General features: G+C 72.9%; 16 protein-coding genes. 11 read left to right on the forward strand and 5 right to left on the reverse strand.

Translation table 11 applies throughout. The features are described from left to right. Nucleotide 1 precedes the first annotated feature (1 nt). Nucleotides 2-1,672 (reverse strand): urocanate hydratase, encoded by a 1,671-nt coding sequence (gene hutU / locus K2224_RS03080; RefSeq protein WP_221905131.1) that lies wholly within the window; start codon nt 1,670-1,672, stop codon nt 2-4. Nucleotides 1,673-1,909: 237 nt separating this feature from the next. On the opposite strand from hutU, the gene K2224_RS03085 reads away from it, so the two are divergent. The 5 genes from K2224_RS03085 (at nt 1,910) to K2224_RS03105 (ending at nt 6,611) form a co-directional block, all read left to right on the forward strand. Then, nucleotides 1,910-2,431, forward strand: coding sequence for a hypothetical protein (locus tag K2224_RS03085; RefSeq protein ID WP_221905132.1), 522 nt, complete (start codon nt 1,910-1,912; stop codon nt 2,429-2,431). Then, the gene (locus K2224_RS03090; protein ID WP_221905133.1) at nt 2,428-2,772 is read left to right on the forward strand and encodes a transcriptional regulator; all 345 of its coding nucleotides are present in this window, start codon (nt 2,428-2,430) and stop codon (nt 2,770-2,772) included. Before K2224_RS03085 ends, K2224_RS03090 begins: the two co-directional genes overlap by 4 nt. Further along, nucleotides 2,769-3,743, forward strand: coding sequence for an ABC transporter ATP-binding protein (locus K2224_RS03095; RefSeq protein WP_221905134.1), 975 nt, complete (start codon nt 2,769-2,771; stop codon nt 3,741-3,743). Before K2224_RS03090 ends, K2224_RS03095 begins: the two co-directional genes overlap by 4 nt. An 11-nt stretch (nt 3,744-3,754) precedes the next feature. Continuing rightward, complete coding sequence (locus tag K2224_RS03100; RefSeq protein WP_260692319.1) at nt 3,755-4,684, forward strand: ABC transporter permease; 930 nt, start codon at nt 3,755-3,757, stop codon at nt 4,682-4,684. Nucleotides 4,685-5,276: 592 nt separating this feature from the next. Continuing rightward, nucleotides 5,277-6,611 (forward strand): diaminopimelate decarboxylase, encoded by a 1,335-nt coding sequence (locus tag K2224_RS03105; RefSeq protein WP_221905135.1) that lies wholly within the window; start codon nt 5,277-5,279, stop codon nt 6,609-6,611. A 113-nt stretch (nt 6,612-6,724) separates the two neighbouring features. Here K2224_RS03105 and K2224_RS03110 read toward each other — a convergent pair whose 3' ends face one another. Then, entirely contained in the window at nt 6,725-7,699 is a 975-nt protein-coding gene (locus K2224_RS03110) for a MurR/RpiR family transcriptional regulator (RefSeq protein WP_221905136.1), read from the reverse strand. 244 nt (nt 7,700-7,943) lie between these two features. Between K2224_RS03110 and K2224_RS03115 the strand changes: the two genes are divergently transcribed. Together K2224_RS03115 and K2224_RS03120 are read left to right on the forward strand one after the other, a co-directional pair. Continuing rightward, entirely contained in the window at nt 7,944-9,452 is a 1,509-nt protein-coding gene (locus K2224_RS03115) for a cytosine permease (RefSeq protein ID WP_221909400.1), read from the forward strand. Further along, nucleotides 9,433-9,873: a hypothetical protein gene (locus K2224_RS03120; protein WP_221905137.1), complete on the forward strand. Its 441-nt coding sequence runs from the start codon at nt 9,433-9,435 to the stop codon at nt 9,871-9,873. The genes K2224_RS03115 and K2224_RS03120 overlap by 20 nt, the downstream gene beginning before the upstream one ends. A gap of 347 nt (nt 9,874-10,220) precedes the next feature. Here the strand turns inward: K2224_RS03120 and K2224_RS03125 are convergent, their stop codons facing one another. Further along, complete coding sequence (locus K2224_RS03125; RefSeq protein ID WP_221905138.1) at nt 10,221-11,612, reverse strand: cystathionine beta-synthase; 1,392 nt, start codon at nt 11,610-11,612, stop codon at nt 10,221-10,223. Between the two features lie 227 nt (nt 11,613-11,839). Between K2224_RS03125 and K2224_RS03130 the strand changes: the two genes are divergently transcribed. The 3 genes from K2224_RS03130 (at nt 11,840) to K2224_RS03140 (ending at nt 16,059) form a co-directional block, all read left to right on the forward strand. Continuing rightward, a complete protein-coding gene (locus K2224_RS03130; RefSeq protein ID WP_221905139.1) occupies nt 11,840-12,865 on the forward strand; it encodes an SGNH/GDSL hydrolase family protein in 1,026 nt (341 codons plus the stop codon). 436 nt (nt 12,866-13,301) lie between these two features. After that, nucleotides 13,302-14,522 (forward strand): acetyl-CoA C-acetyltransferase, encoded by a 1,221-nt coding sequence (locus tag K2224_RS03135; protein ID WP_221905140.1) that lies wholly within the window; start codon nt 13,302-13,304, stop codon nt 14,520-14,522. 550 nt (nt 14,523-15,072) lie between these two features. After that, nucleotides 15,073-16,059, forward strand: a complete 987-nt coding sequence (locus K2224_RS03140) for a hypothetical protein (protein WP_221905141.1) — start codon at nt 15,073-15,075, stop codon at nt 16,057-16,059. Here the strand turns inward: K2224_RS03140 and K2224_RS03145 are convergent. Next, entirely contained in the window at nt 16,023-16,415 is a 393-nt protein-coding gene (locus K2224_RS03145) for a hypothetical protein (protein WP_221905142.1), read from the reverse strand. The genes K2224_RS03140 and K2224_RS03145 overlap by 37 nt on opposite strands. 106 nt (nt 16,416-16,521) lie before the next feature. On the opposite strand from K2224_RS03145, the gene K2224_RS03150 reads away from it, so the two are divergent. Continuing rightward, nucleotides 16,522-16,749: a DUF4287 domain-containing protein gene (locus K2224_RS03150; RefSeq protein ID WP_018540560.1), complete on the forward strand. Its 228-nt coding sequence runs from the start codon at nt 16,522-16,524 to the stop codon at nt 16,747-16,749. Nucleotides 16,750-16,838: 89 nt separating this feature from the next. Here K2224_RS03150 and K2224_RS03155 read toward each other — a convergent pair whose 3' ends face one another. Next, nucleotides 16,839-17,684, reverse strand: coding sequence for a Bax inhibitor-1/YccA family protein (locus tag K2224_RS03155; protein WP_221905143.1), 846 nt, complete (start codon nt 17,682-17,684; stop codon nt 16,839-16,841). Nucleotides 17,685-17,940 lie beyond the last annotated feature (256 nt).

Consider the following 17,940-nt stretch of genomic DNA (forward strand, 5'->3'; position numbering starts at 1 on the left):
GTCACGCGTCCTCGCCCTCGCCCTCGCGCATCGGGATGCGGACGCCGCGTTCGGCGGCCACTTCCTCGGCGCGCTCGTAGCCGGCGTCGACGTGCCGGATGACGCCCATGCCGGGGTCGTTGGTGAGCACCCGGCGGATCTTCTCGCCGGCCAGCGCGGTGCCGTCGGCGACCGTGACCTGCCCAGCGTGGATGGAGCGGCCCATGCCGACGCCGCCGCCGTGGTGCAGCGAGACCCACGAGGCGCCGGAGGCGACGTTGACCATGGCGTTGAGCAGCGGCCAGTCGGCGATCGCGTCGGAGCCGTCCTTCATGGCCTCGGTCTCACGGTAGGGGGAGGCGACGGAGCCGCAGTCGAGGTGGTCGCGGCCGATGGCCAGCGGCGCCTTCAGGGTGCCGTCGGCGACCATCTCGTTGAACCGCTCGCCGGCCTTGTCGCGTTCGCCGTAGCCGAGCCAGCAGATCCGGGCGGGCAGGCCCTGGAAGTGGACGCGCTCGCCGGCCATCTTGATCCAGCGGGCCAGCGACTCGTTCTCGGGGAAGAGGTCGAGGATGGCGCGGTCGGTGGCCGCGATGTCGGCCGGGTCGCCGGAGAGCGCCGCCCAGCGGAACGGCCCCTTGCCCTCGGCGAAGAGCGGCCGGATGTAGGCGGGAACGAAGCCGGGGAAGGCGAACGCGCGCCCGTACCCGGCGAGTTGGGCCTCGCCGCGGATGGAGTTGCCGTAGTCGAAGACCTCGGCGCCGGCGTCCATGAAGCCGACCATGGCCTCGACGTGCTTGGCCATGGACTCCCGCGCGCGCTGGGTGAAGTCGGCGGGCTTCTCGGCCGCGTAGGCCGCCATGTCGGCGAAGTCGATGCCGACGGGCAGGTAGGCGAGCGGGTCGTGGGCGCTGGTCTGGTCGGTGACGATGTCGATCGGCGCGCCCTCGGCGAGCATCTGCGGCAGGAGTTCCGCGGCGTTGCCGAGCAGGCCGATGGAGAGCGGTTTGCGCTGGTCGCGGGCCTCGACGGCGAGCTGGAGGGCGTGCTGGAGGCTGTCCGCCCGCACGTCCAGGTAGCGGTGCTCGATGCGGCGCTCGATGGCGCGCGGGTCGCAGTCGACGCAGATCGCGACGCCGTCGTTCATGGTGACGGCGAGCGGCTGGGCGCCGCCCATGCCGCCGAGCCCGGCGGTGAGGGTGATGGTGCCGGCCAGCGTCCCGCCGAACTTCTTCGCCGCGACCGCCGCGAACGTCTCGTAGGTGCCCTGGAGGATGCCCTGGGTGCCGATGTAGATCCACGAACCGGCGGTCATCTGGCCGTACATGGTGAGGCCGAGTGCCTCCAGGCGGCGGAACTCCTCCCAGTTGGCCCAGTCGCCGACGAGGTTGGAGTTGGCGATCAGGACGCGCGGGGCCCATTCGTGGGTCTGCATCACGCCGACCGGCCTGCCGGACTGGACGAGCATCGTCTCGTCCTGCTTGAGCGTGGTCAGGGTGCGCACCATCGCGTCGAAGGAGCGCCAGTCGCGGGCGGCCTTGCCGGTGCCGCCGTAGACGACGAGCTTGTCCGGGTGCTCGGCCACCTCCGGATCGAGGTTGTTCTGCAGCATGCGCAGCGCGGCTTCCTGCTGCCATCCCCGCGCGCTCAGCTCCGTACCGCGCGGCGCCCGCACGGGTCGCGGTCCCGACATGGGCCGTGCCTCCCTGACTCGTGAATGGATTGACCTATTCACAGTCTGGCTTCCCTGAATACCGCTAGTCAACAGGGCGCGGCGGGAGCTTTCCCCAGGCCGGATTTTTCGACTTGCCGGGCGGGAAAGCCGAGTGCTAGCTTTCCTGGTGGGAAAGTTGAACGGGGCGCCGCCGACGGGCCCGTTCCGTCCGTCCGACACGGACAGCCCGGCACGCCCAACGGGGAGGCGAAGGACATGACGACACCAGTGGATGCCGAGCGGGCCTGGCAGGATCTCCAGCGCATCAGGGTCCCTCAGGAGCGGGTGTACGACGAGGTCGAGCGCTGCGCGGAGAGCGATCGGCGGTCGACGTATCTGATGGCCGGCATCATGTGGCTCTTCCTCGCCAGCTACGGCCTCAAGCTCCCGTTCTGGGGCTCCCTGCTGATCCTCGCCGCCTATCTCGGCGCCCTGACCTCCCTGGCGGTGGTCTACAGCCGACGGTCCCGGGTGCGGCTGCACCGCTCCCGGTACACCTGGCGCAGCTTCGCCACCTTCCTCGCCGGTGCGGTCGTCAGCGGCGGCACGATCGTCCTCACCGGCTTCCTGACCGAGTGGCTGGCCCTGCCCTACGGCAGCCTGATCCAGGCCACCGTCTCCGCCGGCGCCTTCGTGCTCTTCGTCGGGCCCGCCAACCGCTGGGCGGTCAGCCCGCTCCGGCGCCGCGGGCTGGGCGAACGCCCCCTGAGAACCATCCATGAGGAGGTCCGCACATGAGCACTCCCTCGGGGTTCGACGAACTGATCCACCCCTCCACCCGGCTGTCCGTCGTGGCCCTGCTGGCCGCCACGGAATGGGCCGACTTCCCGTTCATCCGGGACAGCCTCTCGCTCAGCGACTCCGCGCTCTCCAAACAGCTCCACACGCTGGAGGAGGCCGAATACCTGGAGATCCGCAAGGAGGGCGGCGGCCGCAAGCGACGCACCAGGGTGCGGCTGACGGCCCGCGGCCGCACCGCCTTCGAAGGCCATGTCGCCGCGCTCCGCGCCATCGTCGAGGGCGCGGGCCCCACCGCGGCCCACGCGGCGCCCCAGCAGCACGCGGAGGCCGGCCGATGACCACGACCGCACGTCCGGAGACCAGTACGATGACCACCACACCCACCGCCCCGACCGGCGCCGCGCCGGTCGTCGAGACCCGCGGCCTGCGGATGTCCTACGGCAGCCGCGACGTCCTGCGCGGCGTCGACCTGGACATCCGGCGCGGCGAGATCTTCGCCCTGCTCGGGCCCAACGGCGCCGGGAAGACCACCACCGTCGAGATCCTCGAAGGCTTCCGGCAGCGCTCCGCCGGCGAGGTGCGCGTCCTCGGGACCGACCCGGCACGCGCCGACGACGCCTGGCGCGGCCGGGTCGGACTGGTCCTGCAGTCCTGGCGGGACCACCGCCGCTGGCAGGTCGCCGAGCTGCTCACGCACTTCGCGACGTACTACGCCGACCCGCGCGACCCGGCCGAACTCCTGGAGCTGGTCGGCCTCACCAAGCAGGCGCGGCAGCGGGTCGACCAGCTCTCCGGCGGCCAGCGCCGGCGGGTGGACGTCGCGCTCGGCATCGTCGGCCGCCCCGAACTCCTCTTCCTGGACGAGCCCACCACCGGCTTCGACCCCGAGGCGCGCCGCGACTTCCACGACCTGGTCGAGCGCCTGGCCCGCGAGGAGGGCGTCACGATCCTGCTGACCACGCACGACCTGGCCGAGGCCGAGCGGCTGGCGGACCGGATAGCGATGCTGGTGGACGGCCGGATCCGGGCCTGCGGCACACCGACCGAACTCGCCCGGCGGGCCGCCGCGCAGGCCGAGGTCCGCTGGACGGCGGACGACGGCAGCCCGCGCCGCGAGCACACCGCGGACCCGTCCGGTCTGGTCTGGGACCTCCACCGCGAGGCGGCCGGGCCGATCGCGGATCTGGAGGTGCGCCGGCCGACGCTGGAGGACACCTATCTGCACATGGTGCACCGGCGGGGCCAGGTCGACGACGAACAGCACACCGACTTCCCGGCCGACAGCGCGACGGGGGAGGCAGCAGCATGAGGGGGACGGACATGACGACGACGACCGACACCGGTCCGGACACGGCGGCGCAGGACCACGGCGCGGCGGGGCGGGGCCGCGGCTCCGGGCGGCTCCGCCCCTGGCAGGCGGGGGTGCGGCGCGGCGGGATAGAAGTCCGCCATCTGCTGCGCAACCGCAAGGAATTGATGGGGTACGTCAGCAACGTCGTGGTGGCCCTGGCGCTCGCCGGCTTCATCAGCGACGACGTTCCCGGCACCAAGATCCCGATGGCGCAGCTGGCCCTCGCCGGCTTCTCCGCCTATCTGCTGTTCCAGATCGGCCTGATCAGCCTCCCGCAGATCCTGGTGACCGAGCGGGAGGAGGGCACCCTGCTGCGGCTGCGGGCCACCCCCGGCGGCATACCGGCGTACCTCATCGCCAAGTCGCTGCTGATCGTGGTCATGGCGCTGGCCACCCTGGTGGTCCTGCTGGGCTCCGCCGCCGTCCTGGTCGACGGCCCGCTGCCGCACAGCCCCGCCGGCTGGCTGACGCTGCTGTGGGTCACCGCCCTCGGCCTGCTCGCCGTCGTCCCGCTGGGCGCGGCGATCGGCGCGGTGCTCCCCAACCCGCGCGAGGCGCTGGCGATGATCATGCTGCCCGCGATGGCGCTGCTGGTCACGTCGGGTGCGATGTTCCCGATATCCAAGATGCCGGTGGTGGTCCAGAACATCGCCTCGGTCTTCCCGCTCCGGTGGATGGCGCAGGGCCTGCGCGCGGCCCTGCTGCCGGACGCCGCCCGCGCCGCGGAACTGAGCGGCTCCTGGCAGCTGCCGACGGTCGCCCTCGTCCTGGTCGCCTGGGCCGTCCTGGGCTTCCTCCTGGCCGTCCCGCTCCTGCGCCGCGCCGCCCGCCGCGAATCCGGCTCCCGCCTCACCGCCCGCCAGAACAAGGCCCAGCTGAGCGGGGCGCCGGCGGCATAGGGCGACGGGGCGAGCGGGGCCGCCCGGCGAGGACGGGGGTTGGGTGGCCCCGCGGGTACGAGGGGCTGGGTAGCCCGGCAGGCACGGGGTGGGGCTGCCCGGTAGGCACCGGGCAGCGTGGTGGGCACCAGGGCTGGGAAACCCGGGACCCACGTAGGTCGGCCGGGTACCGGGATCGGGCACGGCACCCAGCTCCCGCCTTGCCGGCTCCGGCCCCGAGCCGCGCCGTCTCTGGCCCGCCCCGCGACGGGGGTGCGGGGCGGGCCAGAGACGGCGCGGCCGCATCGAGGTGGCCCGGTTCGTGGCGGCCAGGGTCGCAGCGGCCGGCCGGTCACCGGTCCGCGCCGACGACCGCAGCGGCCCGGCCCCTCCCCGGCCCGGGACCTCGACGACGGGGGCTGCGACGACTGGGGCTGCGGTGGTCCGGGCCCGTGGCCTGGGGTAGCTCATGGCGAGATCGCAGGACCGCGAGACCCGCGAGACTCCCCGGACGGCCGGCGGCACAGAATCCGCACAACATGCCCACCGGATAGCCGCTGACCTCCCCCTTTGTTCGTGGCGCGAGGCCCCCGCCGGATGATGAAGTTGAGCCATGACCTTCACGGACCGAGACCGTGCCGTTCAGGCCGCCCTCGCCCAGGGGCTGATCGGCTCCCGGCAGCCGGTTGCCGGGCTGCTGGACGTCGCCGGCATCCGCCGCTCGGCGGCCGAACTCCGCGCCGCCTTCGAGGAGTTCACCGCCCCGGGCACCCAGGTGCTGCACGCGTTCGCGGTGAAGGCCGCCTCGCTGGTGCCCGTGTTGCGGTTGCTGGCACAGGAGGGCATCGGCTGCGAGGTCGCCAGCCCCGGCGAGCTGGCACTGGCCCGGGCCGCCGGCGTCCCGGCCCGGCACACCGTCCTGGACTCCCCCGCCAAGACCCGCCCCGAACTCCGCGAGGCCCTGGCCCTGGGCATCGCCGTCAACGTCGACAACCACGAGGAACTCTCCCGTATCGACCGGATGATGGCCTCGGCCCCGTCCACCGCACCGATCGGACTGCGGGTCAACCCGCAGATCGGCGGCGGCAGCATCGGCGCGATGAGCACCGCCACCGACACCTCCAAGTTCGGGATCCCGCTGCGCGACCCGGGCGCCCGCGAGTGGGTCGTCCGGGCCTGCCTCGACCGCCCCTGGCTGACCCGGCTGCACGCCCACGTCGGCTCCCAGGGCATGCCGCTGGAGCGGATGGCGGAGGGCGTCCGGACGCTCTACGACCTCGCCGAGGAGATCAACGAGCAGGCCGGCGGCCGCCGGATCACCACCCTCGACATCGGCGGCGGCCTGCCCGTCAACTTCTCCTCGGACACCGTCACCCCGACCTACCGCGAGTACGCCGCGGTGCTCCACTCGGCGGTCCCCGGGCTGTTCTCCGGGCGGTACGGCCTGGTCACCGAGTTCGGGCGGTCACTGCTGGCCAAGCACGGCATGGTCCTGGCCCGCGTCGAGTACGCGAAGTGGGCCGGCGGCCGGCCGATCGCCCTCACCCACGCCGGGGCGCAGGTCGCCACCCGTACGGTCTTCGCGCCCGCGTCCTGGCCGATCCGGGTGGCGGCGTACGACGCCGCCGGCCGCCCGAAGACCGGGGCGCCGGTCCCGCAGGACATCGCCGGCCCGTGCTGCTTCGCCGGCGACCTGGTCGCCGAGAACCGCCCGCTGCCCCTTCTGGAGTCCGGCGACCACGTCGCCCTCCTGGACACCGGCGCGTACTACTTCTCCACCCACTTCGCCTACAACTCCCTCCCCCGCCCCGGCGTTTACGGCTACGCCCCGGGCCCCGACGGCACGTTCGCCTTCGCGACCGTCCGCACCCCGCAGACCCTGGAGGAACTCACCGCGGAAAGCGGCGTCGAACACGCCAACGCCCTGCGGAAGCTGGCCCTGGGCTGACCGGCGCCGCCGCGGCAGCCGGAGCCCACGGGCCCCTCAGCCCTCGTCAGCCCGTCAGCACGTCAGCACGTCAGCACGTCAGCCGTGGAACGCGTCGGAAGCCGCCGCGGACCTCACTCCACGAACAGCCCCCGTTCCGCTGCCCTGGTGTCGAATTCCTCCAGGCGGGACTGGGCGTCGGGGAGGTCGTCGCACATCGCTTCCAGGAGGACACGGCCCAGGAGCATCGGGGCGCAGGCGGTGTCGAAGGCCAGGCCGGTGCCGACGGGGGCCGGGAGGAGCAGGTCGGTGTGGTGGGCGACCGGGGCGAAGGCGCTGTCGGCGACGGTGACGACGGTGAGCCCGGCGGTGCGGGCGTAGGCCAGGGCGTCGATCACCTCGCGGGGGTGGCGGGGCAGGGCGAAGCAGAGGAGGGCGGTGGCACCGGCGCGGACCGCGGCGTCGATGCGGTCGGTGAGCATGGTGCCGCCCTCGTCGAGCAGCCGGACGTCGGGGTGCACCTTCCGGGCGAAGTACGCGAAACCGGCGGCCTGGGCGGTGGCGGCGCGCAGACCGAGCACCGGGAGCGGGCGCGAGGCGGCGAGCAGCCGCCCGGCCTCGGTGACCGGGCCGGGGTCGGCGAGGGCCTCGGCGAGGTGCCGGAGGTTGTCGATCTCCGCCTGGACGGCCTGCTGGTACTCGTTGTGCGCGCCGGGGCCGCCCGGCTTCCCGGCGGGCGCGACGTCCCGCAGGTGGCGGCGGAGCGCCGGGTAGCCGTCGAAGCCGAGCGCGACGGCGAAGCGGGTGACGGACGGCTGGCTGACGCCGGCCAGTTCGGCCAGTTCGACGCTGGAGAGGAACGGTGCGTCGGCGGCCCGCCGCACCATGCAGTGGGCGATCCGGCGCTGGGTGGGCGTCAGCCGGTGCCCCTCGAAAAGCCGCTGGAGGCGGGCGGCGGCCCCGCCACCGACACCGACACCGGCACCGGCACCGACACCGGCACCGGCACCGGCACCGGCACCGGCGATGGACCCCACCCCCGTACCCCCCGTCACACTCGCACCGCTGTCCTCGTCGCTGCGAACGCCGTTGTCCCCGACCCCGCTCATCGCCACTTCTTCCCGGCGCTCATCGCCTCTTCTTCCCGGCCCGGTCCGGGGCCTTGACGTCGGTGCACCGACTGTACGGAATTCCTCGGCGGCGGCGGTTCCGGACCGCGTCGCGGACACCGGCCCCGGAGACCCCCGCCGGCAGCTGAATCGCCGCCCGCCTATTGACCTTCCATTCACCGGACCTGATTCTGCATGGATTCATGCATACAGTACGGCGGAAGAGGCGGCGCCCATGGCAGGCATGGCAGGCATGATCGAGCGGCACTCGATCGATGTCGTCCCGGACGACGAACGGCACGGCAGTCCGGTCGGCCAGTTCACCCTCTGGCTCGGCGCCAACCTCCAGATCACCGCCGTCGTCACCGGCGCACTGGCCGTGGTCTTCGGCGCCACCGCCTTCTGGGCCCTCATCGGGCTGCTGCTGGGCAATCTCGCGGGCGGGGCGGTGATGGCCCTGCACTCCGCACAGGGGCCGCGGCTCGGACTACCGCAGATGATCACCTCGCGGGCGCAGTTCGGGGTCCGCGGGGCGGTGGTGCCGCTGGCGCTGGTCGTCGTGATGTACGTCGGCTTCTTCGCCAGCGGCAGCGTGCTGGCCGGGCAGGCGGTGGGCGAGCTGACGCACCTGGGCGGGACGGCCGGGATCGTGCTGTTCGCCGCGGTCACCGCGCTCGCCGCGGCCGTCGGCTACCGCCTCGTCCATCTGCTCGGCAAGATCGCCGGACTGATCTGCGCACTGGCCTTCGTCCACCTCGGCATCCGGCTGCTGCAGCGCGCCGACCTCGCCGTGCTGCTGCACGACCGCGGCTTCGGGCTGCCGGTCTTCCTGCTCGCGGTCTCGCTCTCGGCCTCCTGGCAGCTGGCGTTCGGCCCGTACGTGGCCGACTACTCCCGCTATCTGCCGCGGCACACCTCGACCCGGGCGACCTTCTGGTGGACGCTGGGCGGCTCGGTGCTGGGCGCGCAGTGGTCGATGGCCTTCGGGGCGCTGGCGGCCGCCGCGGCCCCGGGCGCGTTCGTCGGGCACGAGGTGGGCTACGTCGTCGGACTGGGCGGCACCGGGCTGATCGCTTCGTTCCTCTACTTCGTCATCGCCCTCGGCAAGCTCACCATCAACGTCCTCAACACCTACGGCGGTTTCATGTCGCTGGCCACCAGCGTCAGCGGCTTCCGCGGGGCGGGGGCGCGTCCGGCCGAGGACGGGGGACGGACCCTCTCGGCGCGCGGCCGGTCCGCGTACATCGCCGGGATCATGGTGGCCGGCACCGCCGTCGCCCTGCTGGGCAAGGACTCCTTCCTGACCTCCTTCAAGGACTTCCTGCTCTTCCTGCTGACGTTCTTCACGCCCTGGTCGGCGATCAACCTCGTCGACTACTACCTGGTCTCCAAGGAGCGCTACGACCTCCCGGCGCTCAGCGACCCGGCGGGCCGGTACGGCGCCTGGAACGTCCGCACGCTGACCGTCTACGCGGTCGGTGTCCTCGCCCAGATCCCGTTCCTGGCCACCGCGTTCTACACCGGACCGCTGGTCGCCCCGCTCGGCGGCGCCGACGTCTCCTGGCTGATCGGGCTGGCGGTGCCCGCCGTCCTCTACCGGCTCACCGCCCGCCCCGCCCCCGTGCCCCCGGCGGAACCGGCAGCGCAGGCCGGGGAGGGGAGGGCCGGGCAGTTGCCGGATTCGGGGGCTAGCACTACCGCGCCGGCGCCGGCCCCGCCGTACTCTCGGCGCCATGGCGACACACGACCCTGACCTGAAGAAGGAACTCGACGCCACCCTCCAGACCCGCAAGGAGCTGGGGCCGGAGTACGAGTCGGAACTGGTGGAGTCCTTCCTGGAGAAGCTCGACGAGAACGTCGACCGGCGGCTGCGCCGTCAACTGGCCGAGCAGCAGATGCAGGTGGCGCGCGGGACGCTGCCGCCGCGCCGGGCGGACGGCGGCAGCGAGTTCTGGCAGCGGTTCGCGGTCGCCGTGGTCTCGCTGGTGCTGGCCGTCCCGCTGTCCGCGATAGCCGTCGGCAGCGCCGGACTGGTCGGCCTGGCGGTGTGCTGGGCCGGCGTCGTCGGGGTCAACGCCATGCACGGCCTGGGGTTGCAGCGACTGCTGGCGGACCGCTTCGCACGGCGCGAGGAGCACTGGGACCAGGGCCCTTCCGGCGGTCAGCGCCCGTAGAAATGCCCTGCGGCCCCGGGGAAAGATGATCGCGGGGACCGCCGCACCCCGGCCGGAGCCGGGGGCGGGACGACGGCGGTCCCCGCACGAGACGCGAGCCGGGTCAGGGCCGGCCGTCGCATCCTGGCGATCGTGGAGGTCCGGGAGCCGCTCCGGAGTTCCGTATCGCCTGCACACCAATGTGCCGGAGAAGTGTTAAGCCCGTGCTGCGCGCACGTGACGCATACGTACATCTTGCGGCGACGGGCCGTTTCCTGACGGACACTTGACACCCGCTCGGACGCGGCGCCCGGAGGGCGACGGCCGCTTCCCGGCCCCGGCCCCGGGCGCGGCGCCCGACGCGGCGGCTACTTCCCGGCCCCGTGCGCCAGGTACGCCAGCAGGTCCTGACGGCTCACCACGCCCTTGGGCTTGCCCTCGACGAGCACGATCGCCGCGTCGGCGCTCTCCAGCACCGCCATCAGGTCGGAGACCGGTTCGCCCGAGCCGACCTGCGGCAGCGGCGGGCACATGTGCTTCTCCAGCGGGTCGGACAGCGAGGCGCGCTGGGTGAACAGCGCGTCCAGCAGCTCCCGTTCGACGACCGAGCCGACGACCTCGGCGGCCATCACGTCGGGGTGCCCGGCGCCCGGCTTGACGATCGGCATCTGCGAGACGCCGTACTCGCGCAGCACCTCGATGGCCTCGCCGACGGTCTCCTCCGGGTGCATGTGGACGAGCGACGGCAGCGCGCCGCCCTCCTTGTACTGGAGGACCTCGCCGACCCGGGCGGCGGTACCGCTCTCCTCCAGGAAGCCGTAGTCGGCCATCCACTCGTCGTTGAAGATCTTCGAGAGGTAGCCGCGGCCGCTGTCCGGGAGCAGGATGACCACCACGTCGTCCGGCCCGAGCCGCTCGGCGACCCGCAGACCGGCCACCACGGCCATTCCGCAGGAGCCGCCGACCAGCAGCCCCTCCTCCTTGGCCAGCCGCCGGGTCATCTGGAAGGCGTCCTTGTCGGAGACCGCCACGATCTCGTCGGCGACCGTGCGGTCGTAGGCGGTCGGCCAGAAGTCCTCGCCGACGCCCTCGATCAGGTACGGCCGGCCGGAGCCGCCGCTGTAGACGGAGCCCTCCGGGTCGGCGCCGACGACCTTGACCCGGCCCTCGCTGGCGTCCTTCAGATAGCGGCCGGTGCCGCTGATGGTGCCGCCGGTGCCGACGCCGGCCACGAAGTGGGTGATCCGCCCGTCGGTCTGCTCCCACAGCTCCGGACCGGTGGTCTCGTAGTGCGAGCGCGGGTTGTTGGGGTTGCTGTACTGGTCGGGCTTCCAGGCCCCGGGCGTCTCGCGCACCAGGCGGTCGGAGACGTTGTAGTACGAGTCGGGGTGCTCGGGATCGACCGCCGTCGGGCAGACCACCACCTCCGCGCCGTACGCCCGCAGCACATTGATCTTGTCCGTCGACACCTTGTCGGGGCAGACGAAGATGCACTTGTAGCCCTTCTGCTGGGCCACGATCGCCAATCCGACACCCGTGTTGCCGGACGTCGGCTCCACGATGGTGCCGCCCGGCTGCAACTCGCCCGACTCCTCGGCGGCCTCGATCATCCGCACCGCGATCCGGTCCTTGACCGATCCGCCGGGGTTGAAGTACTCGACCTTCACCAGGACGGTCGCCTGGATCCCTTGAGTGACGTTGTTGAGCCGCACGAGCGGGGTGTTGCCGACGAGCTCAATCATCGATTCGTAAAACTGCACGGTGGTCTCCGCGGTCGGGGGCACGCTCTCCTGCGCCCGTACGGCCAGCCTATTGCCCTGCCGGGCCGAGGGCTCGCGCGTGCGTTCGCAGGACTCCGTCGGGGGGCCGGTGCGTTGCGCGGCGGCCCGGAACGGGCACCTAACCGGTGAAGGAGTTCTTGCCTCGCACGAGCGCGTCCGGCCCCCGGGCCGCGGCGCGTCCGCGCTGCACGGGGAGGTGCCGGCCGATGGCGACGACGGTGACGACGGGGTCCAGGGCGCGAGTGGCACGGCGGATCGCGACGGCGGCCGCGTTCGGCGGCGGCGGGATCGGGCTGCTGGGCGTGGCCGGGGTCGGGCTGCTGCTGACCGAGGTCCGGCTGGCCCGCCGCACGGTCGGCGGCTCCAGCGACATCCCGCCCTGCGCCGACGGCCGCTACGGCGCCGCCTTCGGCCACCGCACCGACCGGCCCCCGCTGCGGCTCGGCTTCCTCGGCGACTCCACCGCCGCCGGCCAGGGCGTCCACCGCCCCTCCCAGACGCCCGGCGCGCTGCTCGCCTCCGGCCTGGCCGCGCTCGCCGAACTCCCCGTCGACCTGCACAACGTGGCGCTGCCCGGCGCCCGCTCCGACGACCTGCCCCGCCAGGTCGAGCTGCTGCTGGGGGACGGCGAGACCCCCGACCTGTGCGTCATCATGATCGGCGCCAACGACGTCACCCGGCGGCTGCCGCCCGCGGAGTCGGTGCGGCACCTGTCCGAGGCGGTACGGGTGCTGCGCACAGCGGGCTGCGAGGTCATCGTCGGCACCTGCCCCGACCTGGGCACCATCGAGCCGGTCTACCAGCCGCTGCGCTGGGTGGCCCGCCGGCTCTCCCGGCAGCTGGCCGCCGCGCAGACCATCGGCGTGGTCGAGAACGGCGGCCGGACGGTGTCGCTGGGCGCGCTGCTCGGCCCGGAGTTCGAGGCCCGGCCGCGGGAGCTGTTCGGCCCGGACAACTACCACCCGTCGGCGGAGGGGTACGCCACCGCCGCGATGGCGGTGTTCCCGACGCTGTGCGCGGCGCTGGGGCTGTGGCCCGAGGAGGAGCGGCCGGAGCCCGCCCGGCGCGAGGGCCTGCTCCCCGTCGAGCAGGCCGCGGCCCGGGCCGCCTCCGAGGGCGGCACGGAGGTCGCCGCCTCCCGCGCCCCGTGGGCCCTCCTCAAGCACCGCCGCCGTCGCCAGCTGCCCACCGTGGAGGAGGCCCCGGCGAACCGGCCGTCGGTCACGGGCTAGGTGTGCTGTCGCCAAACTTCCGTCGTCCGCCCGGAGGGCGGGCCTCGCGGCGTCTGGTGCGTGCGCTCTCAAGGCGGAGGGTCATCCCGGTACTGGGCGTACCGGGATGAGCCCGACAACGCAGGATGGGGGTTCCCCCGCGCCCTCAAGGCGTGGGGGAGCGCGTGCCAGGCGTCGCGAGGCGGGCGGGAGTTTGACGACAGGCCCTAGGGTGCGCGGAGGCCGCCCCTGCGGGAATACCCGCCCCGCCCCTTCCGTTGCCGCGATAAGCGCCCGCTTAGAAAAGAGGCCCGCATCACAGCGCGCACCCCGTGACCTCTCGCACTACGTGCAGGTAACTTCCCAGACGGTCCGCCCTGTTCCGCCGCCCACCGCCCGGTCACCACCACGCGAGGGACCGTCGGGACGCCGCACCTACTCATCCCTTGGAGCCGTGATGCCCGAAGCCGTGATCGTCTCAGCCGCCCGCTCCCCGATCGGCCGCGCCTTCAAGGGCTCCCTGAAGGACCTGCGCCCCGACGACCTCACCGCGTCGATCATCCAGGCGGCCCTCGCCAAGGTCCCCGAGCTGGACCCGACCGAGATCGACGACCTGATGCTCGGCTGCGGTCTGCCCGGCGGTGAGCAGGGCCACAACCTCGGCCGCATCGTGGCCGTCCAGATGGGGATGGACCACCTCCCGGGCTGCACCATCACCCGTTACTGCTCCTCCTCGCTCCAGACGACCCGGATGGCGCTGCACGCCATCAAGGCCGGCGAGGGCGACGTCTTCATCTCGGCGGGCGTCGAGACCGTCTCGCGCAGCGTCAAGGGCACCTCCGACGGCCTGCCGGAGACCCACAACCCGCTCTTCGCGGACGCCGAGGCGCGCACCGCGGCCCGCGCCGAGCAGGAGGGCACCGACTGGCACGACCCGCGCGAGGACGGCCTGGTCCCGGACGCGTACATCGCGATGGGCCAGACCGCGGAGAACCTCGCCCGCCTCAAGGGCGTCACCCGCCAGGACATGGACGAGTTCGGCGTCCGGTCCCAGAACCTCGCCGAGCAGGCGATCAAGAACGGCTTCTGGGAGCGGGAGATCACCCCGGTCACGCTGCCCGACGGCACGGTCGTCGCCAAGGACGACGGCCCGCGCGCCGGCGTCACCCTGGAGGGCGTGCAGGGCCTGAAGCCTGTGTTCCGCCCCGACGGCCTGGTCACCGCAGGCAACTGCTGCCCGCTCAACGACGGCGCCGCGGCGCTCGTGATCATGTCCGACACCAAGGCCCGCGAGCTGGGCCTGACCCCGCTGGCACGGGTCGTCGCGACCGGCGTCTCCGGCCTCTCCCCCGAGATCATGGGCTACGGCCCGGTGGAGGCCAGCAAGCAGGCGCTCAAGCGCGCCGGGCTGTCGATCTCCGACATCGACCTGGTCGAGATCAACGAGGCGTTCGCCGCCCAGGTGATCCCCTCCTACCGCGACCTGGGCATCGACCTGGACCGGCTGAACGTCAACGGCGGCGCGATCGCGGTGGGCCACCCCTTCGGCATGACCGGCGCCCGGATCACCACCACCCTGATCAACTCCCTCCAGTGGCACGACAAGCAGTTCGGCCTGGAGACCATGTGCGTGGGCGGCGGCCAGGGCATGGCGATGGTCATCGAGCGGCTGAGCTGAGCCGCAGCGGAGGGTGGGGGTCGGGCCCGAGGGACGAGGGTCCGGCACCCGCCCGCAGCGGAGGCGACGCTCAGCGCGACCACAGGCACGAGCGGCTGAGCTGAGCCGCAGCGGAGCCGACGCTCGGCGCGCGACGCGCGGCACGTAGGGTGCGCGGGGACAAAACGGGGCAACTCCCGTTCCCCGCGCACCCTTCGCTGCCGTTCGACCACCGAACGCGACGGCGCGTGACCTGGGCCACTCGGTGACAAGATCGCGACCCAATCACCCCCAGGATTGTGACCAACATCCCGGGGAAGCAGCGTTCTTGCAGCTCAACCCGGGGCCACCCCACCCCAGGAGGCCCCAGGTGCACCCCATTTCAGGACATACCACCCTGCGGACGGTCGCCGACGTCGGTCACGCTGTTGTAGGAAGTCGGAGAACAATCTGCTAACGGGAGTACGCCGGTGAACGGTCCGCGACAGTGTGTGCGTATGCCCGGAAGTGAGCGAACCACCGAGAGGTGCGCGCCTCGTGTCCGCGAGGCCGAGCGAAGCGAGGTTTCGGCATGACTGTCACCACCCTCGTCCTGCTGCTGACCGCGGCGGTCGCCGTGGTGCTGGGCGCCGTCGCCCTGTGCACCGCCCGTGCGCTGCGCCGCCAGATCGCCGCGCTGCACGACGAACTCGTCGCCGCCCGTGCCGACGCCACGGCCCGCGCCGAGGCCACGCAGGCGGCCGCCGCTACGGTCCCCGCCGCCCGTGGGGTCCCGGCCGTCGAGGCGACCCCGCTCGCGGACATACGCGCCGCCGTCGCGGAGGCGCTCGCCGAGGAGCGGGAGCGGGAGCTGGCCGAGGCGCGCGCCTTCTGGGCCGCGCAGGAGGCCCGGGACTCCCTCAACGGGACGGACGCCCCGTCGCTTCCCGGCCCGCTGCCCGGCCTGGGCGACGACGGCCCGCTCGACGGCCGCGAGGGGCGTCGGGAGCCCACCGAGCGGCTGGAGCTGGATCGGTTCGACAGCCAGCCGTTCGTGCCGCGCCAGGCGGACCTGGCCGGACTGGAGTCGCTGCTGGGCCCGGAGGCCCTGGAGCCGCTGCCCGCGCTGGAGTCCGTCGAGGCACTGGAGGCCCTGGACACGCCGGAGTTCGAGCCGGCGGAGCCCAACGAGCCCGCCGAGTCCGCCGAGCTGGCCGCCGCCCGCCGGCGCCACCCCTCGCACCCGGACTTCTCCCCCGCCCCGGCCGTCGCCGACCACGAGCGCACCGTGGCGCGCCTGTCGGAGCTGGCCCGCGAGGCCACCCCGCTGTCCGACGTCCGCCCGGGCCCGCTGGGCACCCTCGACGTGTACGTCTTCGCCGACGGCACCACGCTCTGCCTGACGCCGGGCCACCGGGAGACCGCCGAGAGCCTGGCCGGCGCGCTGCGCGACGGTCACGCGCCGGTGCTGCTGGGCGGCTCGGGCATCTCCGGCGCCTACGCGCTGACGTTCTCCTGGGGCGAGCGCCGCGACGAGAGCGTCTACATCCTCGCCGACCGGGTCATCGCCTCGCTCTGAGCCGCCTCCCGGACCCGGCGCACGGCCTCCGCCAGTTCCTCGGCGGGGGCCGCTTTCACGTCAGCTTCCACACCGGCCGCACCGGCCGCGGTCCCGCCCGCGGCGGCGGACCGGAGCGCCTCGACGAGGTCGTGCCCGGCCACCGCGAGCTGGTCGCCGACCGCGAAGATACCGGCGTCCGGGATCTCCCGGGGCGGCTCCCCGGGCCGTTCGATCAGCTGCGCGCGGGCCGCCAACTCCCGTGCCAGCGCCAGCCCTTCGGCCGCGGCGCCGCGGCGCAGGGCGCTCTGCGGCAGGGCCCTGAGGCGGTCGGCGAGCGCGTCCACGGCGGTCTGCAAAGGCGTCACGTCAAGCACGGCGCGAGCCTAAGGGCAACACACGGGTGGTTGCCAACGGCGAAAGCCTCAGGCACGGTGAGCGGAAGAACGGAAGAACCAGCATCGACCGCGTCCGGAGGCGCCGATGTCCTTGTCCTTCTCGGAAGAAACCCACCGGAACCTTCTCTCCCGTATCCCGCACTGCACCGGCCGGGACATCTCCGACTGGCTCCGCACCGTCGACGAGGGCCCCGCCCTCGTCCGCTTCGACGAAAAGGTCAGCTGGCTGCGCGGCGCGCACAACCTCTCCTACGGCCACGCCAAGGCGATCGTCCACGAACACGGTCTCCGGCGCGCCGCCCGCAAGTTCTGACCGGACCAGAAGGAGTCCCAACGCACGCGAGGGGCCCGCGGGCGGTCGCCCACGGGCCCCTCGTCAGCTGTGCGGGGTGTCCTCGCGCGTCAGTCGCGCAGGATCGAGATCAGCCGCAGCATCTCCCAGTAGATCCACACCAGGGTCGTGGTCAGGCCGAAGGCGGCCAGCCAGGACTCCTCGCGCGGCGCGCCGTAGGCGACGCCGTCCTCGACCTGCTTGAAGTCCATGGCGAGGAAGAGCGCGCCGAGCACCACGCCCACGATGCCGAAGACGATGCCCAGGCCGCCGCTGCGGAAGCCGAGGCCGTCACCGCCGCCGAACACCATGAACAGCAGGTTCACCAGCGACAGCAGGACGAAGCCCAGCGCCGCGATCATCACGAAGCGGGTGAAGCGTTCGGTGACCCGCACGATGCGGGTCTTGTAGGCGACGAGCATGGCGACGAACACCGCCATCGTGCCCAGCACCGCCTGCATGGGGGCGCCGTTCATCTTCGGCAGGTCGTTGATGAAGCCGCTGAGCGCGCCGAGGAAGACGCCCTCCAGCGCCGCGTAGCCCAGGATCAGCGCCGGGACCGGCTTGCGCTTGAAGGACTGGACGAAGCCGAGCACCGTCGCGGCCAGGCCGGCGCCGAGGGCGAAGGCGAGGTGGCCGGTCAGGAACAGCCAGCCGACGGTGGCGCCGGCGATGACCGTACCGAGCGTCAGGCCCGTGCGCGTGACGACGTCGTCCATCGTCATGGGTCGGGTCTGCGGGGTGTACTGGGGTGCGTACTGCGGCGTCTCGGTGGCGTACGGGTTGGCTCCGGCGTACGGGTTGGCTCCGGCGTACGCGGCTGCGGGGCCCCCGGCCTGCGGCGGCGCATTGAAGTCCGCATAGCCGGCACCGCGGCTGAACCCCCGTCGCGAGAAGACCGGGTTGCTGCTCCTCATCTCACTCCTCCATGGCCGCCCTGCGCGGCCTTGACGCAAGCGTAATGGCTTGGCAAAGACACGTCTCTCGTCCTTGGGCAGGATCTTCCCCCGTCCAGGGGCGGACACATCCTCTGGAAGGAGGACGTTCGAGGGAGTGCGGAGGTGCCCGCCGGACGGTCCGGGAGTCGGATCGCGCCGTGTTCGTCACACCTGCCGCTGTGTCATGTGCCACTCCGCGGGCCGATCCGCGGACGGTTCGGGCCGCCAGATAGTC

Origin of the sequence: Streptomyces sp. BHT-5-2, assembly GCF_019774615.1 — a bacterium.
In the GTDB taxonomy this organism is placed as follows: domain Bacteria; phylum Actinomycetota; class Actinomycetes; order Streptomycetales; family Streptomycetaceae; genus Streptomyces.

Coding starts and splice junctions, on each gene's coding strand:
- hutU (WP_221905131.1), bottom strand. CDS start 1,672: ATGTCGGGACCGCGACCCGTGCGGGCGCCGCGCGGTACGGAGCTGAGC.
- K2224_RS03085 (WP_221905132.1), top strand. CDS start 1,910: ATGACGACACCAGTGGATGCCGAGCGGGCCTGGCAGGATCTCCAGCGC.
- K2224_RS03090 (WP_221905133.1), top strand. CDS start 2,428: ATGAGCACTCCCTCGGGGTTCGACGAACTGATCCACCCCTCCACCCGG.
- K2224_RS03095 (WP_221905134.1), top strand. CDS start 2,769: ATGACCACGACCGCACGTCCGGAGACCAGTACGATGACCACCACACCC.
- K2224_RS03100 (WP_260692319.1), top strand. CDS start 3,755: ATGACGACGACGACCGACACCGGTCCGGACACGGCGGCGCAGGACCAC.
- K2224_RS03105 (WP_221905135.1), top strand. CDS start 5,277: ATGACCTTCACGGACCGAGACCGTGCCGTTCAGGCCGCCCTCGCCCAG.
- K2224_RS03110 (WP_221905136.1), bottom strand. CDS start 7,699: ATGAGCGGGGTCGGGGACAACGGCGTTCGCAGCGACGAGGACAGCGGT.
- K2224_RS03115 (WP_221909400.1), top strand. CDS start 7,944: ATGGCAGGCATGATCGAGCGGCACTCGATCGATGTCGTCCCGGACGAC.
- K2224_RS03120 (WP_221905137.1), top strand. CDS start 9,433: ATGGCGACACACGACCCTGACCTGAAGAAGGAACTCGACGCCACCCTC.
- K2224_RS03130 (WP_221905139.1), top strand. CDS start 11,840: ATGGCGACGACGGTGACGACGGGGTCCAGGGCGCGAGTGGCACGGCGG.
- K2224_RS03135 (WP_221905140.1), top strand. CDS start 13,302: ATGCCCGAAGCCGTGATCGTCTCAGCCGCCCGCTCCCCGATCGGCCGC.
- K2224_RS03140 (WP_221905141.1), top strand. CDS start 15,073: ATGACTGTCACCACCCTCGTCCTGCTGCTGACCGCGGCGGTCGCCGTG.
- K2224_RS03150 (WP_018540560.1), top strand. CDS start 16,522: ATGTCCTTGTCCTTCTCGGAAGAAACCCACCGGAACCTTCTCTCCCGT.
- K2224_RS03155 (WP_221905143.1), bottom strand. CDS start 17,684: ATGAGGAGCAGCAACCCGGTCTTCTCGCGACGGGGGTTCAGCCGCGGT.